The sequence below is a fragment of the Microbacterium sp. genome, from assembly GCF_032084865.1.
Taxonomy (GTDB): Bacteria; Actinomycetota; Actinomycetes; order Actinomycetales; family Microbacteriaceae; genus Microbacterium.
Window position 1 is genome coordinate 1 of sequence record NZ_DAMDLU010000048.1, and the last position, 19,362, is coordinate 19,362.

Below are 19,362 nucleotides of genomic sequence, written 5' to 3' on the forward strand. Positions count from 1 at the left end.
GCAGTCGGCGGCCCGACGAGGCGAGCCCGGCCGAGGTCGTCGCGTGGGTCGCCGCCCACTTCGCCGTCTCGCAGGCGGCCGTCGCCTGCTCGATGGCGGATGCCGCGCTCCCCCACCTCGTCGCACAGAGCCTTCCGGGCGTCGACGTGCTGTTCCTCGACACCGGCTACCACTTCGCCGAGACGGCGTTCACCCGCAACGAGGTCGCCTCGCGTCTCGACGTGACCGTCGTCGACGTGCGACCCGAGCAGAGCGTGCGGGAGCAGGATGCCGAGTTCGGCAGCGACCTGTTCGCCCGCGACCCCGCGCTGTGCTGCGCCCGACGCAAGGTCGAGCCGCTGCAGCGTGCGCTGGGGGGCTACGAGGTGTGGTTCACCGGGGTGCGCCGCGACGAGGCGCCCACCCGCGCCGCGACCGAGCTGGTCGTCTGGGACGAGCGCAACTCGCTGGTGAAGGTGAACCCCGTCGCGGCGTGGAGCTTCGACGACCTCATCGACTACGCCACCGCGCATGACGTGCCGGTGAACCCCCTGATCGCCGGCGGATACCCGTCGATCGGATGCGCGCCGTGCACGAAGCCGGTCGCCCCCGGCGACGACCCTCGATCCGGCCGCTGGGCCGGGCTGACGAAGACAGAATGCGGGCTGCACATATGAGCACCACCATCCACACCACCCCAGCCGGAACCCTGACCACCACAGCTGAGTCCCTGAGCCTGCCGAAGGGCGCTTCGCCCGGCTCAGCGGCCCAGGACGGGGCGCCCCACACCCTCGACACGCTCGACCTGCTCGAGGCGGAGGGCATCCACATCATCCGCGAGGTGGTCGCCGAGTTCGAGCGTCCCGTGCTGCTGTTCTCGGGCGGCAAGGACTCGGTCGTGGTGCTGCACCTCGCGGCCAAGGCGTTCGCGCCCGGGCGGGTGCCGTTCCCCGTGCTGCACGTCGACACCGGGCACAACTTCCCCGAGGTGATCCGCTTCCGCGATGAGACGGTCGCCCGGCTCGGCATCGACCTCGAGGTCGCGCGCGTGCAGGACTACATCGACGACGGCCGGCTCGCCGAACGCCCCGACGGCACGCGCAACCCGCTGCAGACGCAGCCGCTGCTCGACGCCATCGCCGCAGGCCGGCACGACGCGGTCTTCGGAGGTGCGCGCCGCGACGAGGACAAGGCCCGCGCCAAGGAGCGCATCATCTCGCTGCGCGACGAGTTCGGGCAGTGGGATCCACGCAACCAGCGCCCCGAGCTGTGGAGCCTGTACAACGGCCGGCACCTGCCCGGGCAGCACGTGCGCGCCTTCCCCATCTCGAACTGGACCGAGCTCGACATCTGGCGCTACATCGAGCGCGAGGCGATCGCGCTGCCGCCGCTGTACTACGCGCACGAGCGCGACGTGTTCCAGCGCTCGGGCATGTGGTGGGCGGTGGGCGAGTTCTCGCAGCCGCGCGACGGCGAGCAGGTCGAGCGACGCACGGTGCGCTATCGCACGGTCGGCGACATGAGCTGCACCGGAGCGGTGGAGTCGGATGCCGCCGACACGGCGTCCATCGTCGGCGAGGTCGCCCGCACGACCCTCACCGAGCGCGGCGCGACCAGGGCCGACGACCGCATCAGCGAGGCCGCCATGGAGGACCGCAAGAAGGACGGGTATTTCTGATGAGCACGAACAGCGCGACGCCTCGCGTTCCGACACGCTCCACTCGCTCGACGACCGGGGGGTTGTTCCGGTTCGCGACCGCGGGATCGGTCGACGACGGCAAGTCCACCCTCGTCGGCCGGCTGCTGCACGACGCGAAGGCGATCCTCGCCGACCAGCTCGACCAGGTTGCGGCGACCTCGCGGGCTCGCGGCTTCGCGCACGGCGCCTTCGACTTCGCGCTGCTCACCGACGGTCTGCGCGCCGAACGCGAGCAGGGCATCACGATCGACGTCGCGTACCGCTACTTCGCAACCGACCGGCGCAGCTTCATCCTCGCCGACTGCCCCGGCCACGTGCAGTACACCCGCAACATGGTCACCGGCGCCGCCACGGCCGACGCCGTGATCGTGCTGGTGGATGCCCGCAAGGGCATCGTCGAGCAGACCCGGCGCCACCTCGCGGTCGCGTCGCTGCTGAGGGTGCCGCACGTGATCGTCGCGGTGAACAAGATCGACCTCGTCGGCTTCGACGAGCAGACCTACACGGGCATCGAGCTCGAGGCGCTGCGGGTGGCCGACGAGCTCGGCATCCGCGCCGTGCGGGTGCTGCCGGTCTCGGCGCTCGAGGGCGACAACATCGTCGACCGCTCCGAGCGCACTGCCTGGTACCGCGGTCAGACGCTGTTCGAGCTGCTCGAGACGCTTCCGGTGCGCACCGACGCCGACGCTCCGCTGCGGCTGCCGGTGCAGCTCGTGCTGCGCCCGCAGGGCGGACTCTCGCCCGAGATCGACGTCGACCAGGCCGAGCGGCTGCGCGACTTCCGCGGATTCGCCGGGCGCATCGCGGCGGGTGCCGTCTCGGTCGGCGATCGCGTGCAGGTGCTGCCCTCGGGTCGGGTGACCGAGGTGACCGGGGTGCACGTCGCCGGTGCGGACACCGGCACCGCGGCGGTGCGCCAGTCGGTCACGCTGACCCTCGCCGACGAGATCGACGCCGCCCGCGGCGCGCTGATCGTCGCCGAGGGCTCGGCTCCGCCACTGCGACGGGATGCCGTGGTCGAGCTGTTCCAGCTCGACCCTCGAGCCACCGCCCCGGGAGCCCGTGTGCTCGTGAAGCACGGCACCGCGACCGTGCAGGCGATCGTCGCGGAGGTGCTCGCCCGCCGCGACCTCGAGACTCTGGCCCACGCCGACCTGACCACCGCGCCGGACGCCGTGCTCGCCGAGAACGAGATCGGCCGGGTGCGGCTGCGCCTGGCATCCGACCTCCCGCTCGAGACGTACGCGCAGAGCCGCGAGGGCGGCTCGCTGCTGCTCATCCACCCCGCCGACGGCGCCACCCTGGCCGCCGGCACCGTCATCGACTGACCCGGCTGAACGATCCGCACGCCCGAACAGCACCACGAGCCTAAGGAGGCGAAACCGTGAACATCACCCGCAGGAACAGGACATTCACCGCACTGGGAGCCCTGGCGATGGGACTCACCGCAGTGGTGCTCGCGGGCTGCGCCCCGGCATCCGGCTCGGCGACCGAGCCCGTCACCGAGCTGCGGCTCGGCTACTTCGCCAACGTCACCCACGCGCCCGCCCTGGTGGGATTGTCGGAGGGGCTGTTCGACGACGCGCTCGGCGACGTCGACCTGACGACCGAGATCTTCAACGCCGGCCCGGCCGCGATCGAGGCGCTCTCGGCGGGCGCGATCGACGCCACCTACATCGGCCCCAACCCGGCGATCAACACGTTCATCCAATCCGGCGGCGCCTCGGCGCGCATCATCGCGGGGGCGACATCGGGCGGGGCCGCGCTCGTCGTGCGCGACGGCATCGACTCGCCCGACGACCTGGAGGGCGCGAACCTCGCCAGCCCTCAGCTCGGCAACACGCAGGACGTGGCGCTGCGCAGCTGGCTGGCCGGTGAGGGATTCGAGACGTCGACGGCCGGCGGGGGTGACGTCTCGATCACGCCGACCGAGAACGCCCAGACGCTGACGCTCTTCCAGGACGGACAGCTCGACGGCGCGTGGCTGCCCGAGCCGTGGGTGTCGCGCCTGGTTCTCGAGGCGGGTGCGCACGTGCTGGTCGACGAGGCCGATCTGTGGGATGACCGGGCGTTCCCGACCACGGTGCTGCTCGTGCGCAAGGACTTCGCCGACGAGCATCCGCAGATCGTCGACACGCTGCTGGCCGGGCACATCGCCTCGGTGGCGTGGCTCGACGAGAACGGATCGGAGGCCGGTCCGGTAATCAACGCCCAGCTCGAGAAGGCGACCGGCAAGCGGCTGCCCGACGACGTGCTGGCGCGCGCCCTCGAGAACGTCGACTTCACCGTCGACCCGCACGCCGAGACGTTCGCGACGCTCGTCGCGAACGGGCTGCGGGTCGGCACGCAGAAGAAGGGCTCGATCGACGGGCTGTTCGACCTGCGAGCGCTCAACGCGCAGCTCTCGGATGCCGGCGTCGCCACGGTGTCCGCGGCCGGGCTCGGGGCGCAGTGATGACGACCCGCGACACCCTCGCGCACTCGGCGGTCGCGCAGGTGCCCCTCGCGCCCAGCTTCGACGGCGTCAGCCCGCTGCCCGGCGAGCGCCCGCAGGTCGCCACAGCGGTGCGCATCTCGCACGTCACCAAGCGCTTCGGGGCGGGGCCGGTCGTGCTCGACGACATCTCGCTCGACATCGCCCCCGCCGAGTTCGTGTGCCTGCTCGGGGCATCCGGATGCGGCAAATCGACCCTCCTCAACCTCATCGCCGGCCGCGAGCCGGTCACCTCCGGGGCGATCGAGACGCCAGACGACGGATCCGCCGTGATGTTCCAGGAGTCCGCGCTGATGCCCTGGCTCACCGCCCGGCGCAACGTCGAGCTGGCCCTGCGGCTGCGCGGCGTGCCGCACGGCGAGCGCCGCGCTGAGGCCGACCGGCTGCTGGCGACGGTGAACCTCGCCGACGCCGCAGACAAGCGCCCGCATGAGCTCTCCGGCGGCATGCGCCAGCGGGTAGCTCTCGCTCGGGCGCTGGCCCAGGATCGTCCGGTGCTGCTCATGGACGAGCCGTTCGCCGCCCTCGACGCCATCACCCGCGACCTGCTGCACGAAGAGCTCGAGCGGGTGGGGCGGGCCACCGGCCGCACGATCGTGTTCGTCACGCACAACGTGCGCGAGGCCGCGCGACTCGGTCAGCGCGTGGTGCTGCTCTCGAGCAGGCCGGGCCGGATCGCCGGCGAGTGGCGCATCCGCAACACCGTCGGGCGGCGCATCGAGTCGCCTGAGGTCGCCGCCCTCGCCCGGGAGATCACCGCGGAGCTGCGAAAGGAACTGGCTCGCAATGCCTCCTGAGACGTCCACTCCGTCGGTCCCCGCCTCCGGTGAACACGACGATCTGCGCACCCTCTCGACCGGCCTCGACCGGCTGCAGTCCGAGTCCGCCCAGACCCCGCCGCGCTGGCAGAGCCTCATCGCCAAGGCGCTGCCCCCGATCGTCCTGCTGCTGGTGCTGCTGGTCGTCTGGCAGCTCTGCATCACGGTGACCGCTCCGCGCCCCGACAAGGCACCCAGCCCCGCCGCCGTGCTCGCCGCACTGGGCGACACGTGGGAGTCGGGCCGCCTGCAGCAGGCGGTGCTCACCAGCCTCGAACGCGGCGGGCTGGGCTTCGTCATCGCGATCGCCATCGGCACGCCGCTCGGCCTCGCCCTCGCGGAGTGGAGGCTGCTGCGTCGGGCCGCCGGCCCGCTGATCTCGGGGCTGACCGTGCTGCCTTCGGTGGCCTGGGTGCCCGCGGCGATCATCTGGTTCGGTCTGACCGACGCGACGGCGTACTTCGTGATCCTCATGGGCGCGATCCCCTCGATCGTGAACGGCCTGCTCTCGGGCATCGACCAGGTGCCGCCGCAGCTGCGCCGGGTCGGCACGGTGCTCGGCGCCAGCCGGTGGCAGCTCGCCACCGCCGTCGTGCTTCCCGCGTCGCTGCCCGGCTATGTCGCCGGCCTCAAGCAGGGCTGGGCGTTCTCGTGGCGATCGCTGATGGCGGCCGAGATCATCACGATGGGCGGCTCGATGGGATTCGGCCTGGGAACGCTGCTCAACCAGTCGCGCGAGCTGGCGGATCTCGCCAGCGTGCTCGGCACCATCATCCTGATCCTCACGATCGGCATCGTCATCGAGCTGGTGCTCTTCGGACCCGTTGAACGCCGGATGCTGCGCGATCGCGGCCTGCTGCTGGGAGGCACCTCATGAGCGGCACAGTGACCCCTTCCGGAACAGTGACCCTCGTCGGCGCCGGCCCCGGCGATGCCGGCCTGCTCACCCTGCGCGGACTGCGCGCACTCGAGAACGCCGACGTGATCGTCGCCGACCGGCTCGGCGCCCGCAGCGTGCTCGCCCAGCTGCACGCCGACGGCGTGGTCATCGACGCCGAGGTGCTCGACGTCGGCAAGCTGCCCGGTCACCACCCGGTGCCGCAGGACGGCATCAACGAGCTGCTCGTGCAGCTTGCGCTGGCGGGCCGCGAGGTCGTGCGGCTGAAGGGCGGGGATCCGTTCGTGTTCGGCCGCGGCCGTGAAGAGCAGCTGTTCTGCGAGGCCGCCGGCGTCCGGGTCGAGGTGGTGCCGGGAGTGACCAGCGCGGTCTCGGTGCCGGCCGTCGCGGGTATCCCGCTCACCCACCGTGGTGTGGCCGCGTCGTTCAGCGTCGTCAGCGCGCACGACCAGATCGAGCCCGGCGGATCGCTGAGCACGTCGGGTGCCGATCACACCCTCGTGCTGCTGATGGGCGTCAGCACGCTGGGGCATTCGGCGCACGTGCTTGCTGCCGGCGCCCGCGGCGCCGACTGCCCGGTCGCGATCATCGAGGACGGCTACGGCACCGGTGAGCGCGTGACCGTCGGAACGCTGGGCACGATCGCGCACCTCGCCGCCGCCGCGCAGGTGCGCTCCCCCGCCGTGGTCGTGATCGGCGAGGTGGTGCGGCTGAGTCCGTTCGCCGCATCGCCCGTTGCGGCGGAAGCGGATGCCGACGACGCCGCCCTCCTGGCATCCGGAACACCGCGCCGGCGCGGGCGCTCGCGCCTGGCCGCCGCACTCGACGCCGGACTCGCCGTCGACACCGGGCTGGTGCGGGCGATCGACACGAGCATCCGCTCATCCCCCTCCTCTTCGTCTCGAAAGGTCTCCCTGTCATGACCCTCTCCACGCTTCGTGTCGCGATCGTCGGCGCCGGACCCGCCGGCATCTATGCCGGAAACCTGCTGGCCCAGGCGGTCGCAGCCCTGAATGGTGCGGTTCCTGAGCCTGTCGAAGGGCAGGGACCCAGTGCACCCGACGCCGTCGAGATCGACCTGTTCGAGTCGCTGCCCGCCCCGTACGGGCTGATCCGGTACGGCGTCGCGCCCGACCACCCGCGCATCAAGGGCATCGTCACGTCGCTGCACGAAATGCTCGACGCCTTTCCCGAGCCCGGCGCCGCACGCCGCACCATCCGGTTCATCGGCAACGTCGAGGTCGGGCGCGACATCGCACTCGACGAGCTGCGCGAGCGGTACCACGCGGTGATCCTCGCCACCGGCGCGCTGCGCGACGCCGCCCTCGACCTCCCCGGCGTCGACCTGCCCGGGTCGTACGGCGCGGCCGACTTCGTGGCCTGGTACGACGGGCATCCCGACGTACCGCGCAGCTGGCCCCTCGACGCGTCGTCGGTCGCGGTGATCGGCAACGGCAACGTCGCGCTCGACGTGGCGCGGGTGCTCGCCAAGCACGCGGTCGATCTGCGCACCACCGACGTGCCCGACAACGTGCTCGCGGGCCTCGAGGCGTCGGCCGTCACCGACGTGCACGTATTCGGCCGGCGCGGGCCCGCCGACATCAAGTTCACCCCGATCGAGCTGCGCGAGCTGGGTGAGCTGCGCGACGTCGACATCGTGCTCTACGACGAGGACTTCGAGGGGGTCGATCCGACGACCGCGCCGAACAACCAGCTGAAGGTCATGCTGCGCACCCTGAACTCGTGGCGAGGCCGGGCGTCGACGGGAGCGTCGCGGCGCCTGCACCTGCACTTCTGGCACGCGCCGGTCGAGATCACCGGTGACGGCCGGGTCGACGGCATCCGGTTCGCCCGCACGGCGCCCGACGCGGCCGGAGCGCCGGTGCCCACCGGCGAGGTGCGCGAGTACGACGTGCAGTCCGTCTACCGCGCGATCGGCTACTACGGCACGCGCGTCGAGGGCGCGGACTTCGACGAGCGCCGCGGCGTCGTGCCGAACGTCGAGGGCCGGGTGCTCGGCCAACCCGGGCTGTACGCGACAGGCTGGATCAAGCGCGGCCCGGTCGGGCTCATCGGGCACACGAAGTCGGACGCCCTCGAGACCGTCGGGCACCTCATCGCCGACGCACAGGCGGGACTGCTCACCGCCCCTTCCGCACCGGGCGCCCCGAGCCTGCCGACGCCTGGGTCCCTGAGCCTGCCGAAGGGCGACGTGCTCGACCTGCTCGACGAGCGCGAGACGGCGTACACGACGTGGGACGGCTGGCTGGCGCTGGATGCCCACGAGCGCGCCCTCGGCAAGAACCACGAGCACGTCCGCGAGCGCGTCAAGGTCGTCGGACGCGACGAGCAGGTCGAGATCTCGCGGCCGGGGGTGCTGACCCGATGACCTACGTGATCGCGCTGCCGTGCGTGGACGTGAAGGACCGTGCCTGCATCGACGAGTGTCCGGTGGACTGCATCTACGAAGGCGAGCGCTCGCTGTACATCCACCCGGACGAGTGCGTGGACTGCGGGGCGTGCGAACCGGTGTGTCCGGTCGAGGCGATCTACTACGAAGACGATCTGCCCGAGGAGTGGGCCGACTACCACCGGGCGAACGTCGAGTTCTTCGACGAGATCGGCTCGCCCGGCGGCGCGTCGAAGGTCGGCGCCTACGACGTCGATCATCCGGTGGTGGCGGCGGTCCCTCCGACAGGCTCAGGGACCCATGAAGGCTCAGGGACCCAGGACGACGCAGGCTCAGGGATCATCGCGCATGTCTGACTACGACGTGCTCGTCGTGGGCGGCGGGCCAGCCGGGCTGTCGGCCGCGCTGAACCTCGGACGCTCACTGGCCCGCGTGCTCGTCGTCGACGCGGATCGGCCGCGCAACGCGGCCACGCTCAACTCGCACGGCTTCCTCACGCGCGACGGGGTGCCGCCATCCGAGCTGCGGCGCATCGCCCGCGAAGAGCTCGCGGCGTATCCGAACGTCGAGATCCGCTCCCGGCACCGGGTGGGCGCTCTGACAGTGACGGATGCCGGGTTCGCCGCCGGCATCGGACGCCGCGACCCGTCCGTGCAGGTGACCGCCCCGTCGGTGCTGCTCGCGACCGGGCTGCGGGAGACGCTGCCCGACGTGCCGAACCTGCGCGGCTTCTACGGCATGAGCCTGTTCAGCTGCGCGGCCTGCGACGCATGGGAGCTGCGCGGGCGCAGCCTGGCACTCATCGGCGAATCGGCCGACCTCGCCGACCGGGCGAGGCTGATCGCGCACTGGACGACGCGGCTCACCGTCTTCACGAATGGATCCGACGCGGTGACCACCGCAGAGGAGGCGGAGCTCGCGGCCACGGGCGTGAACGTCGTCCGCTCGCCCATCGTCGAGCTGATCGGCGAGCGCGGACGCATCGAGGCGGTGTGCACCGCCGACGGCGACGAGCGCGCGATCGACGGCGGGTTCGTGCGCCCGGAGTGGGAAGCGGATCTGTCGTTCCTCGACGGCATCCTGCCCGAGCGCGACGGCGAAGGACATCTGGTGACCGACCGGTCGGGGCGCACGAGCATCCGCGGCCTGTACGCGGCGGGCGACGTCGCGGCCCCCGGTCCGCAGCAGCTGATCGTCGCGGCCGGCGCCGGCGCACGCGTCGCGGCCGTGATCACGCACGACGCGATCGGCGTGGCCACCGCGCACTGACCGCGCCTCGCCGCACGCTCATCTCGCGGCGATGCGCTCCAGCGCGACCAGCGGGATCTCGACCCACGACGGACGGTTGCGCTTCTCGTAGATCGCCTCGTAGACCGCCTTGTCGGCCTCGTACGCGTCGAGCAGGGTGCGCAACGGCGTGCTCAGCTCACCCTCCGCGTTCGCTGAACCGGGATCGAGAGCAGTGATGTACGCGTGCAGGAAATGCTCGCGCGCGATGGCCGACCACTCCTTCGCGCGTTCGCCCCGCAGCTCCTGCCCCTCGTCTTCGACGGGACGACCGGCCACCGCCATCTCGACGACACCCGGCGCGTAGCTGAACGAGCGGAGCATGCCCGCGACATCGCGCCAGGGAGAGTCGGGCAGGGCGCGCTCGGCGAAGGGGCGACCCGGCTCGCCCTCGAAGTCGACGATCCGCCAGCCGTGGGAGGTGCGCAGCGTCTGGCCGAGATGCAGGTCGCCGTGCACGCGCTGCACGTCCATCCCGTCCAGCTGCGCGACCGAGTCGTACAGCGCACGCAGGCGGCGGGCATAGCGCTCGATCTCGGGCACGACGGGCACGGCCCGCTCGAGGCGCTCCGACATCGTACGGGCCAGCTGTGCGGTCGCGTCGGGGCCGCGACGCTCCGACGGGAACCTCGCGCGCAGCGTGGCGTGCACCTCGGCGAGCGCCTCGCCGAGCCGCGCGGCCTCACCGCCGAAGTCGCCGCCGGATTCGGGTACGGTCAGCTCCGGGTCGGCCAGAGCCGTGCGCACGCTGCCGGTGGCGAGCTCGAAGCCGTCCGTGGCCGTGCTCAGCAGCTCCTGCAGCATCGCCAGCTGCAGCACCTCGCCGTCGAGATCGATCTCAATCCATCCGTAGAGTTCGGCGATGTGCTCCGAACCCGCCGTGGTGAGCACGTCGTGGATCTCGATGTCGGGGTTCACTCCCGGGCTGACCTTACGGAACAGCTTCATGATCGCGGTGTCGTCGAAGCGCAGCGACGAGTTCGACTGCTCGCCGGTGAGCGGCGAGGAGCGCAAGTCGGGGTCGAGCGCCGGGCTGGCCGACACGCGTCGGAAGCGCAGCCCGCCGACATCGGCCTGCCCGCTCGGCTCGGCGGCGATGAACCCGCGCAGCCACAGCGCCATCGCGTCGCGGTCGTGGACCGCGTCGTACAGGTGGCGCTCGCGTCCGTCGGACTCGACGGCGCCGACATAGGCGTGGCTGTGCCGGTCGTCGAACTCGTCGTACGCCGACAGCGGCACCTGGTAGAGATCGCGGCCGCCCTCGTCGTCGGTGTAATCGACGGTGACGAGGAGCACCCGCACGGCGGGATCACGCCCGGCATCCGTCAGCTCGCCGAGCTGTCGCACCGCGGTGACGTGGAACGGGCGGCCTTTGCCCCCGAACCACCGCGTGCGAACCAGGTAGCCCTCCAGAAGGGCATGATCGATCAGGCTCACAGCAACCCCACCTCCTCAGAATCCTCCGCCGGTGCGTGCAGCTGGAACCAGTAGAAGCCGTGCCCACCCAGCGTCAGCAGGTACGGCCACTCGCCGATGCGCGGGAACGGCACCCCGCCGACCAGCTCGATCGGGATCATCCCCTCGAAGCGCCGCAGGTCCAGCTCGACCGGCTGCGGGAACTGCGACAGGTTGTTCACGCACAGGATGACATCGGATGTGCCGTCGTCGTTCGTGTGCTCGCGGGTGTACGACAGCACCGACGGGTTCGAGCCGCCGAGGTCGTTGAAGCCACCCAGGCCGAATGCCGGATGCCGTTTGCGGGCCTGGATCATCTGCCGGGTCCAGTGCAGCAGCGACGAGCGGTCCTCCTGCTGCGCCTCGACGTTGACGGCGAGGTACCCGTAGACGGGGTCCTGCACGACCGGTTTGCTGAGCTTGCCCGGGTTCGCGGTCGAGAATCCGGCGTTGCGATCCGAGGTCCACTGCATCGGGGTGCGCACGCCGTCGCGGTCGCCGAGCCAGATGTTGTCGCCCATGCCGATCTCGTCGCCGTAGTACAGCACCGGCGAGCCTGGCAGCGACAGCAGCAGGGCGGTGAACAGCTCGATGCGGTCGATGTCGTTCTCGAGCAGCGGGGCGAGGCGGCGGCGGATGCCGATGTTGGCTTTCATCCGCGGGTCCTGGGCGTACTCGTTCCACATGTAGTCGCGGTCTTCGTCGGTGACCATCTCGAGCGTCAGCTCGTCGTGGTTGCGCAGGAAGATACCCCACTGGCATCCGGCGGGGATCGTGGGGGTGTCGGCGAGGATCTCGCTGATCGGGTAACGCGATTCGCGCCGCACGGCCATGAAGATGCGCGGCATCACCGGGAAGTGGAAGCACATGTGGCACTCGTCGCCGCCCACCTCGGGGTCGCCGAAGTAGTCCACCACGTCGGCCGGCCATTGGTTGGCCTCGGCCAGCAGCACCCGGCCCGGGTAGTTCTCGTCGACGAAGCGGCGCACCTTCTTCAGGAACTCGTGCGTCTCGGGCAGGTTCTCGCCGTTCGTGCCCGGCCGCTCGTACAGGTACGGGACGGCGTCGAGGCGGAATCCGTCGAGGCCCATGTCGAGCCAGAAGCGCATGGCGTCGAGCATCGCCTCGTGCACGTTCGGGTTGTCGAAGTTCAGGTCGGGCTGGTGGCTGAAGAAGCGGTGCCAGAAGTACTGCTTGCGCACCGGGTCCCACGTCCAGTTGCTCGGCTCGGTGTCGACGAAGATGATCCGCGCGTCTTCGTAGAGCTGGTCGGTGTCGCTCCAGACGTAGAAGTCGCCGTAGGGACCGTCGGGGTCGCTGCGGCTGGCCTGGAACCACGGATGCTCGTCGCTGGTGTGATTCATGACGAAGTCGATGATCACTTTGATGTCGCGCTCGTGCGCGGCGTCGAGGAACTCCTGGAAGTCGTCGGTCGTGCCGAGATCGGACTGCACGCCCGTGTAGTCGGCGACGTCGTAGCCGCCGTCACGCAGCGGCGAGGGGAAGAACGGCGGGATCCACAGGCAGTCGACGCCCAGCCACTGCAGATAATCGAGTTTGTCGATCAGGCCGCGGAAATCGCCCACGCCATCGCCGTCGCCGTCCTTGAATGAGCGCACGAGGACCTCGTAGAAGACTGCCGTCTTGAACCACTCCGGCGCGGGGCTCCCCGGGGTGTCGGGGAACGGCTCCTGCGTGAGCACGGGGATCGAAGCGGTGTACGGGGCGGGTTCGGCGGTCATGCGGGCTCCCTCACCATCGGATTGCGTCCGAGCATGGGCCCAACCTGTCACACGAGACGGGCGCTGGCTAGGGTCTTGCACACCCCTTGACCTGCGCTGGTCGACGTGCAAAGCGAGCTGAGAGCTCAGCGACCCCCGGGAGGTCCGATCAGAAGCAGGATGCTGAAGATCGCGACGATGGCGACCACGATCAGCACGGCGAGCACCCAGGGGCGGTGCAGGAACCAGCGCATCGTGCGGTCGTACCAGGTGCGGTCGCGCGGATCGTCGGTCTCGGTGAGGCGCCACTGACCCTCGAGTCGTCCGCTGCGGTGCAGCCAGATCTCGACCGGGATGGTGGCGTAGGGCACGATCGCACTGGCGATCGTCGTCGCGGCGACACCCGCGTGCCAGCGCTGATTGAACGCGAGCAGCACCGCCGTCGCGCCGTAGGAGAGGAAGACGAATCCGTGGATGCCGCCGCCGATCGTGACGAGCACCGACGGCTGCCCGACGGCGCGCAGAATGAGGGCGCTGATGAGCAGGGTCCAGGTGATCGCCTCGGCGATCGCGAGCACGCGGAACAGGCGAGCGGGAGTGGTGAACACGGTTCTCCTCGAGTGGGTGTGCTTCCACGGTAGGCGAGCGCGGCTGTGCGCGGGCCCGGGATTCGGGCGTTCCCGGGCCCGGCGCGGGAAAGATCAATCGAAAGGCTGACACGGGTGCGCTGCGGACGGCGCTCGGGCGGCGGTGCCGCACTGCGCTCCCCACTGCTGCACGGCGCGCAGCACGGCGATCCCGGCCTCAGAACGGCGGTGCCGTGAAGGTGACGGTGTTCGGAGGCGGCGGTCTGTCGACGTAGGTGCGACCGGTGGGACTCGTCCACTCCAGAAGTCCGTCGCCGAGCTGAACGACGTGCCACGGCGTCTGATGCTTCAGCACATGATGTCGCCGACACAGAGCGGCCAGGTTCTCTTCGCTCGTCTCGCCGCCGAAAGCCGCATCCCGGGTGTGATCGAGGTCGCTCTCGCGGGCCGGCATCCCGCATCCGGGAAAGCGGCACCGTTCATCACGCGATCGCAGGTGGCGACGCAGGGCTTCCGGAGGTCGGTACCTGTCGACCGACAGCACCCCGCCGTTCACCGGATGAGTGAGGATCCGATCCCACCCGGACGCGGCACCGGCCAGCGTCTTCGCGGTGGCGAGATCGATCGGAGTCCGGCCGGAGAGCTCTGCGGCGGGTCCGTCGGAGCCCATCAGCGTGGTCACCGGCACGGTGACCGCGACCTGCGCGCTGATCGATGCGAGCAGACGGTCGGCGGTGTCGTGACCGGCCGGAGCTCCGGTGAGCAGCAGATCCATCGCCAGGTCGAACCGGAGCTGCGCGAGGGTGCGCGGGTCGGCCGCCGGGACGGACGCCGAGCCGCCTCCCGAAGCCGCGCTGCCCTCTGAAACCGACGGGTCGACCGCGTCTGCATCTTCCGTCGCATCGCTCCCCGATGCCGACCCCGCCCGCGGGGCGAGCGCCTTCGCCATCTGCGTGAACCGATCGTGCGCACCGTGGATCAGCACCGACGGGCCGTACACGTGCAGCTCGGACATGGCATCCGGACCATCCGTCACCCACACGCCACGATGCGATCGCGCATCCTGGTGGCGCTCGTCGAGCGTGCGCGACTGGTACTGCTGAGCGATCCGCTCGGCGATCACCCGCAGCCGGTTAGGCGACTCGTCCTGTGCGACCTGCAGCACGCGCGCGGCGTAGGCGGCACGCGCGTCGTCGTCGTCGATGTGCGCACCGGCGTCGACGATCACGCGCGCATGCCCCGTCGTGATCAGTCCAGCGCCCTGCGCCTGCCACACCTGCGGAAACCGCTCGACCAGCACTTCGGCCGCGACCATGCGTCGCTGCACGGTGCGGTCGCTCACGCGCAGCGCCGTCGCGAGTTCGGCAGCCACGGTGCGCAGGGTGAGGTCGGAGTCGTCGAGCCCGTCGCCCCTCTCGGCGATCGACATCGCCAGCCGATTCGCGAGCGCGAGCAGGCCGTCGCGAGCGGCCAGCACTCCCTGCAGGGTCTTCTCGACGGCCTGCAGCGAAGACACGATCGCGTCGAGATTCGCGATGTCCTCACGTGTCGCCATCGATAACTTGTTCATATGTCGAGTATGCGACGAACCGCCGACATTCGAACGCCCGATCACCCTCTCGAGCGGGCCGAACAGGTCACGAACGCGTAACGACCTGGCATCCGCCCATGTCACCCGACGGACGCGACGATCTACACTCGATCCGCACCGGGAATGGCCCGGAGGAACCGAGCGGAAGGAGTGACCGATGAACACCGTCTCCGTCGTGCCTGCCGCCGACATCCTTCTCGCCGAGGCCGCCCGCTCCTGAACCGCGTGTGGCCTCCCTCCTGGAGCCACATCGTGAACATTCAGCACTCCGCGTCGTTCGACGCCTCCCCCTTCGACGTCACCCTCGCCTTCGCCGACACCCGCATCGGCGAGAACCAGCGCTGGTCGACCTGGCCCGCCACCATGCCCACCGAACGCGGCCCGTCGCCCCGGCCCGACTGGGTGGTGACCAGCGCAGCCGCGGTCGACACCGAGCTCGGCATCCTGAAGACCGGGAAAGAAGCCGACGTCTTCCTCCTCGAACGCGCGATTCCGGGCGCCGAGCCCGGCCCCGGCACGCGAACCCTGCTCGCCGCGAAGCGCTACCGCGACGCCGAGCACCGCAGCTTCCAACGGTCGTCGGTGTACACCGAAGGGCGGCGCACCCGCCGCACCCGTGATGCGCGCGCGCTCGCCAAGAAGACCGCGCATGGCCGCGAGGTCGCCGCGGCCGAGTGGTCGTTCGCCGAGTTCGCGGCGTTGAGCCGCATGCACGAGCTCGGCGCACCCGTGCCGTACCCCGTGCAGGTCGACGGCACCGAGATCCTCATGGAGTTCATCGGCGACGATCGCACCGCCGCTCCGCGGCTCGCGCAGGTGAGAGCGGATGCCGAGCAGCTGGCCGACCTGTACGAGCAGATCGTCGAGATCATGCACGTGTTCGCGGCGGTCGGCCTCGCGCACGGCGACCTGTCGCCGTACAACCTGCTCGTGCACCACGGGCGGGTGCGAGTGATCGACCTGCCGCAGATCGTCGACACGGTCGCCAATCCGCAGGGGTTCGATCTGCTGCACCGCGACTGCGTCAACGTCTGCGAGTGGTTCGCGCGGCGCGCGGTGCCGTGCGACCCCGAGCAGCTGTTCGCCGAGCTGCTCGCGACATCGTTCGGCTGACACGCATGGGACGCCGCAGCCCGGCATCCGCCGATGGGGACCGACCCGTACCGCTCGGAGCCCGGCATCCGCCGATGGGGACCGACCCGTACCGCTCGGGGCCCGGCATCCGCCGATGGGGACCGACCCGTAGCCCTCCGGAGCCCGGCATCCGCCGATGGGGACCGACCCGTGCCCCGCGTCGCGGCGGAGACGTCGGCGCGACACCGGCATCCTGTAGCGTGACGGCCATGACCGGTCGTGATGGTGCCGCCGTACCCCCTCCCACTGCCAGGACGGGAGCCGTCGCGGCGTTCGGTCGGGAGCACGAGAGCTCGGCGCCCGCAGCCACGAGGAAGCAGGTCGTCTCGTGGGCGATGTGGGACTGGGCGATGCAGCCGTTCAACACCGTCATCCTCACGTTCGTCTGGATCGCGCTGTACCTGACCTCGCGGATGTTCCTCGAGCCCTCGGTGCGGGAATCCGGGCTGCTGGCCGACGGCTCGTACATGAACTGCAACCGCTCTGAGTACGCGGCATCCGAGTACTGCCACGGGATCACCGACCTGTCGGAGTGGTGGGGCTGGGCGAACTTCGCCGCAGGCATCCTGATCCTGCTGCTCGCGCCGGTGCTCGGCCAGCAGGCCGACGCGCGCGGCAGCAAGAAGAAGTGGGTCATCGGCGCGACCATCGCGATCGCCCTCATCCAGTTCTCGCTGTTCTTCGTCGAGGCCGATCCGAAGTTCTTCTGGTTCGGCGCGTTCGCCGTCGCGATCGCCGCGGTCGTCAGCGAGATCGGAAACGTCAGCTACTACGCGATGCTCTCCGAGGTGTCGACGCCGAAGAACGTCGGCCGCGTCTCGGGTCTCGGCTGGGGGCTCGGATACATCGGCGGCGTCGTCGCGCTGATCGTGTGCATCCCGGTGCTGTTCCTCGTCGGGCAGGACAATGCGCTCTCGTTCAAGCTCGTGGCGGTCATCTGCGCGGTGTGGACGATCGTGTTCGCCATCCCGATGTTCCGCAACGTGCCCGAATCGCCGTCCTACGACACCACCGAGAAGGTCGGCTTCCTCCGCTCGTACGTCGTGCTCGCCCACAGCATCGCCGAGCTGTTCCGCACCAACCGGCCGACATTCTGGTTCATGCTCGCCGCGGCCGTCTACCGCGACGGTCTCGCCGGGGTGTTCGCATTCGGCGCGGTGCTTGCGGCGCAGGGCTTCGGCTTCTCGTTCCTCGAGGTGATCATCTTCGGGTTGGCGGCGAACCTCGTCGCGGGCGTCTCGACGCTGCTCGCCGGACGCATCGACGACGCCATCGGACCGCGTCGCCTCATCATCTTCGCCCTCTCCGGCCTGGTGGCGATGGCGTTTGTGGTCTACGCCCTGCGCGACTACGGCACCATCGTGTTCTGGATCTGCGGACTGCTGCTGTGCGCCTTCGTCGGCCCGACCCAGGCATCCAGCCGCAGCCTGCTCACCCGCCTCACCCCGCCCAGCCAGCAGGGCACCATCTTCGGTCTGTACGCGACGACCGGTCGCGTGGCGTCGTTCCTGTCGCCGCTGGCCTGGTCGCTGTTCCTCGCCTGGTTCGGCGGCATCGTCTACGGCGTGCTGGGCATCGCGGTGGTGCTGCTGATCGGACTCGTGCTGCTGCTGTGCGTGCGGTTCCCGAAGGACATCGGGGTCTGAGCGCGCGGGCGTCCGCTGATCCGACCCGTCTCAGGCGCGGCCCTGCAGGATCATGTGCCAGTAGACCTGCGGGAAGATCCGCCGGTCTATGATCCAGTTCATCCGGCTCTCGCGATACGAGCTGCGCCACAGGGTGGGCATCAGGCGAAGCCGGTCGTCGAACTCGGCGAACACCGCCGTCGAGCGCGAGACGGTGAACGGGCAGACGCCGTAACCGTCGTAGGCGGATGCCGGGTCGCGACCCTCGAGAACCGCGCCGACGTTCTCGGCGACCACCTTCGTCTGCTTGCGCAGGGCGCCGCCCGACTTCGAGTTCGCGGTGCCCGCCGCGTCGCCCAGCGCCCAGATCGACGGATGCCGGGTGGAGCGCAGCGTGTGCGGGTCGACGGCCACGAAGCCCTCGTCGTCGGCGAGGCCGCTGGTGCGGATCCACTCCGGAGCCTTCTGCGGCGGCTCGGCGATGAGCAGGTCGTACGGCAGCCGCTGCCGCTCGGCGCCGTCTGCATCGAACACGACCGCGCGGTTCTCGGCGTCGACCTCGCGCAGCAGCGCGCCGGTGCGCACATCGATGTCGTACTCATCGATGCTGCGCTGCAGTTCGGCGTCGATCTCGGGGATGCCGAAGATCGTCGGCGAGGGCACGAGCAGCACCACATGGATGTCGTGCAGCACGTTCGTCGCCTGCCAGTACGCACAGGCCTGATACATGGGCTTCTGAGCCGCGCCCGCGCACGATGCGGGGCCCGGCGCCTGCACGAAGACGACCGTGCCCGCGCGCACTGAGCGCAGCAGCCGTGACGCCTTCTGCGCGAGCGCGAACTCGTAGTTCGAGGCCCCGTGCGGCGAGTTCATCGCCTCGTCGAGGCCGGGGACGGCATCCCAGTCGTTGCGGATGCCGGGGGCGAGGATCAGCTGGTCGTACCGGACGGTATCGCCGGATGCCAGGTGCGCCCGCCGATTCTCGGGGTCGACCGCGCTGACGGCATCCGGGATCCACTCCACGCCGTCGGGGACGACCTCGGCCTGCGCGCGCACCGCCTCGGTCGCCCGGGCGGTGCCTCCGGCGATGTGCGAGAAGAGGGGCTTGTAGTAGTGGGTCTGCGACGGCTCGACGACGGCGATGTCGGCGACGCCCGCGCGGCGAAGCCGTCCGGCGACCGACAGCCCGCCGTTGCCTCCGCCGACGACGAGAACTTGGTGTGCGCGCTCGTGGTCGTCGGCTATGGGTGTGTTCTCCGAGGTCATGAGATCCGACCGTAGGCGGCCGTGGCGCGCATGGCGACGGCCTTGACAGCGCCGCGCGCGAAGCGGCCACATCCCCGCCACCCGCAGCCCCGCTGCCGGACGCGAGGTCAGTTGTGTACGCTCCAGCGCCGGTTCCCGTGCCCGACTGACCCCGCATGCGACGAAGCAGCCGGGCGCCGGGTCAGCTGAGCAGCACGCCGACCGTGACGACGGCGCCGGTCAGGAGCAGCGCCAGGAAGCTGTAGATCGCGATCATCCACCCGCGGTAGCTGCTCGGGGTCGCCCCCGCCGCCGGCGGCACGACGCTCGGATCGGGCGGCGGTGCGGTCAGGCGCGGGTCGGATGCCGGTGGCGGCGCCGCCGCGAACTTCTCGGCCGCCGTCGAGCGTCGAGCGGCC

Annotated in this window: 17 protein-coding genes and 1 pseudogene; 12 read left to right on the plus strand and 6 right to left on the minus strand. The window is 70.5% G+C overall.

The window, feature by feature from the left end; genetic code table 11:
• The 10 genes from RT309_RS06830 to RT309_RS06875 all read left to right on the plus strand — a co-directional run.
• Window positions 1-656 (plus strand): phosphoadenylyl-sulfate reductase (locus RT309_RS06830; RefSeq protein WP_313356120.1); only part of this gene is annotated, 656 nt, incomplete at its 5' end.
• Window positions 653-1,657, plus strand: coding sequence for a sulfate adenylyltransferase subunit CysD (gene cysD / locus RT309_RS06835; protein ID WP_313356121.1), 1,005 nt, complete (start codon window positions 653-655; stop codon window positions 1,655-1,657). The genes RT309_RS06830 and cysD, both read left to right, overlap by 4 nt.
• Complete coding sequence (locus tag RT309_RS06840) at window positions 1,657-3,006, plus strand: GTP-binding protein (protein WP_313356122.1); 1,350 nt, start codon at window positions 1,657-1,659, stop codon at window positions 3,004-3,006. The genes cysD and RT309_RS06840 overlap by 1 nt, the downstream gene beginning before the upstream one ends.
• Window positions 3,007-3,113: 107 nt before the next feature.
• Window positions 3,114-4,133, plus strand: coding sequence for an ABC transporter substrate-binding protein (locus RT309_RS06845; RefSeq protein ID WP_396654424.1), 1,020 nt, complete (start codon window positions 3,114-3,116; stop codon window positions 4,131-4,133).
• Window positions 4,133-4,969, plus strand: coding sequence for an ABC transporter ATP-binding protein (locus tag RT309_RS06850; protein WP_313356123.1), 837 nt, complete (start codon window positions 4,133-4,135; stop codon window positions 4,967-4,969). Before RT309_RS06845 ends, RT309_RS06850 begins: the two co-directional genes overlap by 1 nt.
• Complete coding sequence (locus RT309_RS06855) at window positions 4,959-5,867, plus strand: ABC transporter permease (protein ID WP_313356124.1); 909 nt, start codon at window positions 4,959-4,961, stop codon at window positions 5,865-5,867. Before RT309_RS06850 ends, RT309_RS06855 begins: the two co-directional genes overlap by 11 nt.
• Complete coding sequence (gene cobA, locus RT309_RS06860; protein WP_313356125.1) at window positions 5,864-6,811, plus strand: uroporphyrinogen-III C-methyltransferase; 948 nt, start codon at window positions 5,864-5,866, stop codon at window positions 6,809-6,811. Before RT309_RS06855 ends, cobA begins: the two co-directional genes overlap by 4 nt.
• Window positions 6,808-8,277, plus strand: a complete 1,470-nt coding sequence (locus RT309_RS06865; protein ID WP_313356126.1) for an FAD-dependent oxidoreductase — start codon at window positions 6,808-6,810, stop codon at window positions 8,275-8,277. The genes cobA and RT309_RS06865 overlap by 4 nt, the downstream gene beginning before the upstream one ends.
• Window positions 8,274-8,654, plus strand: coding sequence for a ferredoxin (gene fdxA, locus RT309_RS06870; protein ID WP_313356127.1), 381 nt, complete (start codon window positions 8,274-8,276; stop codon window positions 8,652-8,654). Before RT309_RS06865 ends, fdxA begins: the two co-directional genes overlap by 4 nt.
• Window positions 8,647-9,567, plus strand: a complete 921-nt coding sequence (locus tag RT309_RS06875) for an NAD(P)/FAD-dependent oxidoreductase (protein WP_313356128.1) — start codon at window positions 8,647-8,649, stop codon at window positions 9,565-9,567. The genes fdxA and RT309_RS06875 overlap by 8 nt, the downstream gene beginning before the upstream one ends.
• 18 nt (window positions 9,568-9,585) lie before the next feature.
• Here the strand turns inward: RT309_RS06875 and RT309_RS06880 are convergent, their stop codons facing one another.
• From RT309_RS06880 to RT309_RS06895, 4 genes are all read right to left on the minus strand, one after another.
• Window positions 9,586-11,022 (minus strand): maltokinase N-terminal cap-like domain-containing protein, encoded by a 1,437-nt coding sequence (locus tag RT309_RS06880; protein ID WP_313356129.1) that lies wholly within the window; start codon window positions 11,020-11,022, stop codon window positions 9,586-9,588.
• Window positions 11,019-12,782 carry a maltose alpha-D-glucosyltransferase gene (gene treS, locus RT309_RS06885; RefSeq protein ID WP_313356130.1) on the minus strand — a complete coding sequence of 588 codons (1,764 nt, stop codon included), beginning with the start codon at window positions 12,780-12,782 and terminating at the stop codon, window positions 11,019-11,021. The genes RT309_RS06880 and treS overlap by 4 nt, the downstream gene beginning before the upstream one ends.
• Window positions 12,783-12,907: 125 nt before the next feature.
• Window positions 12,908-13,369 (minus strand): DUF3817 domain-containing protein, encoded by a 462-nt coding sequence (locus RT309_RS06890; RefSeq protein ID WP_313356131.1) that lies wholly within the window; start codon window positions 13,367-13,369, stop codon window positions 12,908-12,910.
• Window positions 13,370-13,565: 196 nt separating this feature from the next.
• Window positions 13,566-14,918: a DUF222 domain-containing protein gene (locus RT309_RS06895; protein WP_313356132.1), complete on the minus strand. Its 1,353-nt coding sequence runs from the start codon at window positions 14,916-14,918 to the stop codon at window positions 13,566-13,568.
• Window positions 14,919-15,191: 273 nt separating this feature from the next.
• Here RT309_RS06895 and RT309_RS06900 point away from each other — a divergent pair, with 273 nt between their 5' ends.
• Together RT309_RS06900 and RT309_RS06905 are read left to right on the plus strand one after the other, a co-directional pair.
• Window positions 15,192-16,052: an RIO1 family regulatory kinase/ATPase gene (locus tag RT309_RS06900; RefSeq protein ID WP_313356133.1), complete on the plus strand. Its 861-nt coding sequence runs from the start codon at window positions 15,192-15,194 to the stop codon at window positions 16,050-16,052.
• Window positions 16,053-16,282: 230 nt separating this feature from the next.
• On the plus strand, window positions 16,283-17,719 hold the full coding sequence (locus RT309_RS06905) for an MFS transporter (protein ID WP_313356134.1): 1,437 nt from the start codon (window positions 16,283-16,285) through the stop codon (window positions 17,717-17,719).
• A 30-nt stretch (window positions 17,720-17,749) separates the two neighbouring features.
• On the opposite strand, the gene RT309_RS06910 is transcribed toward RT309_RS06905, so the two are convergent.
• Both RT309_RS06910 and RT309_RS06915 read right to left on the minus strand, forming a co-directional pair.
• On the minus strand, window positions 17,750-18,964 hold the full coding sequence (locus RT309_RS06910; RefSeq protein ID WP_313356135.1) for an FAD-dependent oxidoreductase: 1,215 nt from the start codon (window positions 18,962-18,964) through the stop codon (window positions 17,750-17,752).
• Between the two features lie 181 nt (window positions 18,965-19,145).
• Window positions 19,146-19,362: pseudogene (locus tag RT309_RS06915) on the minus strand (hypothetical protein); the annotation flags it as partial.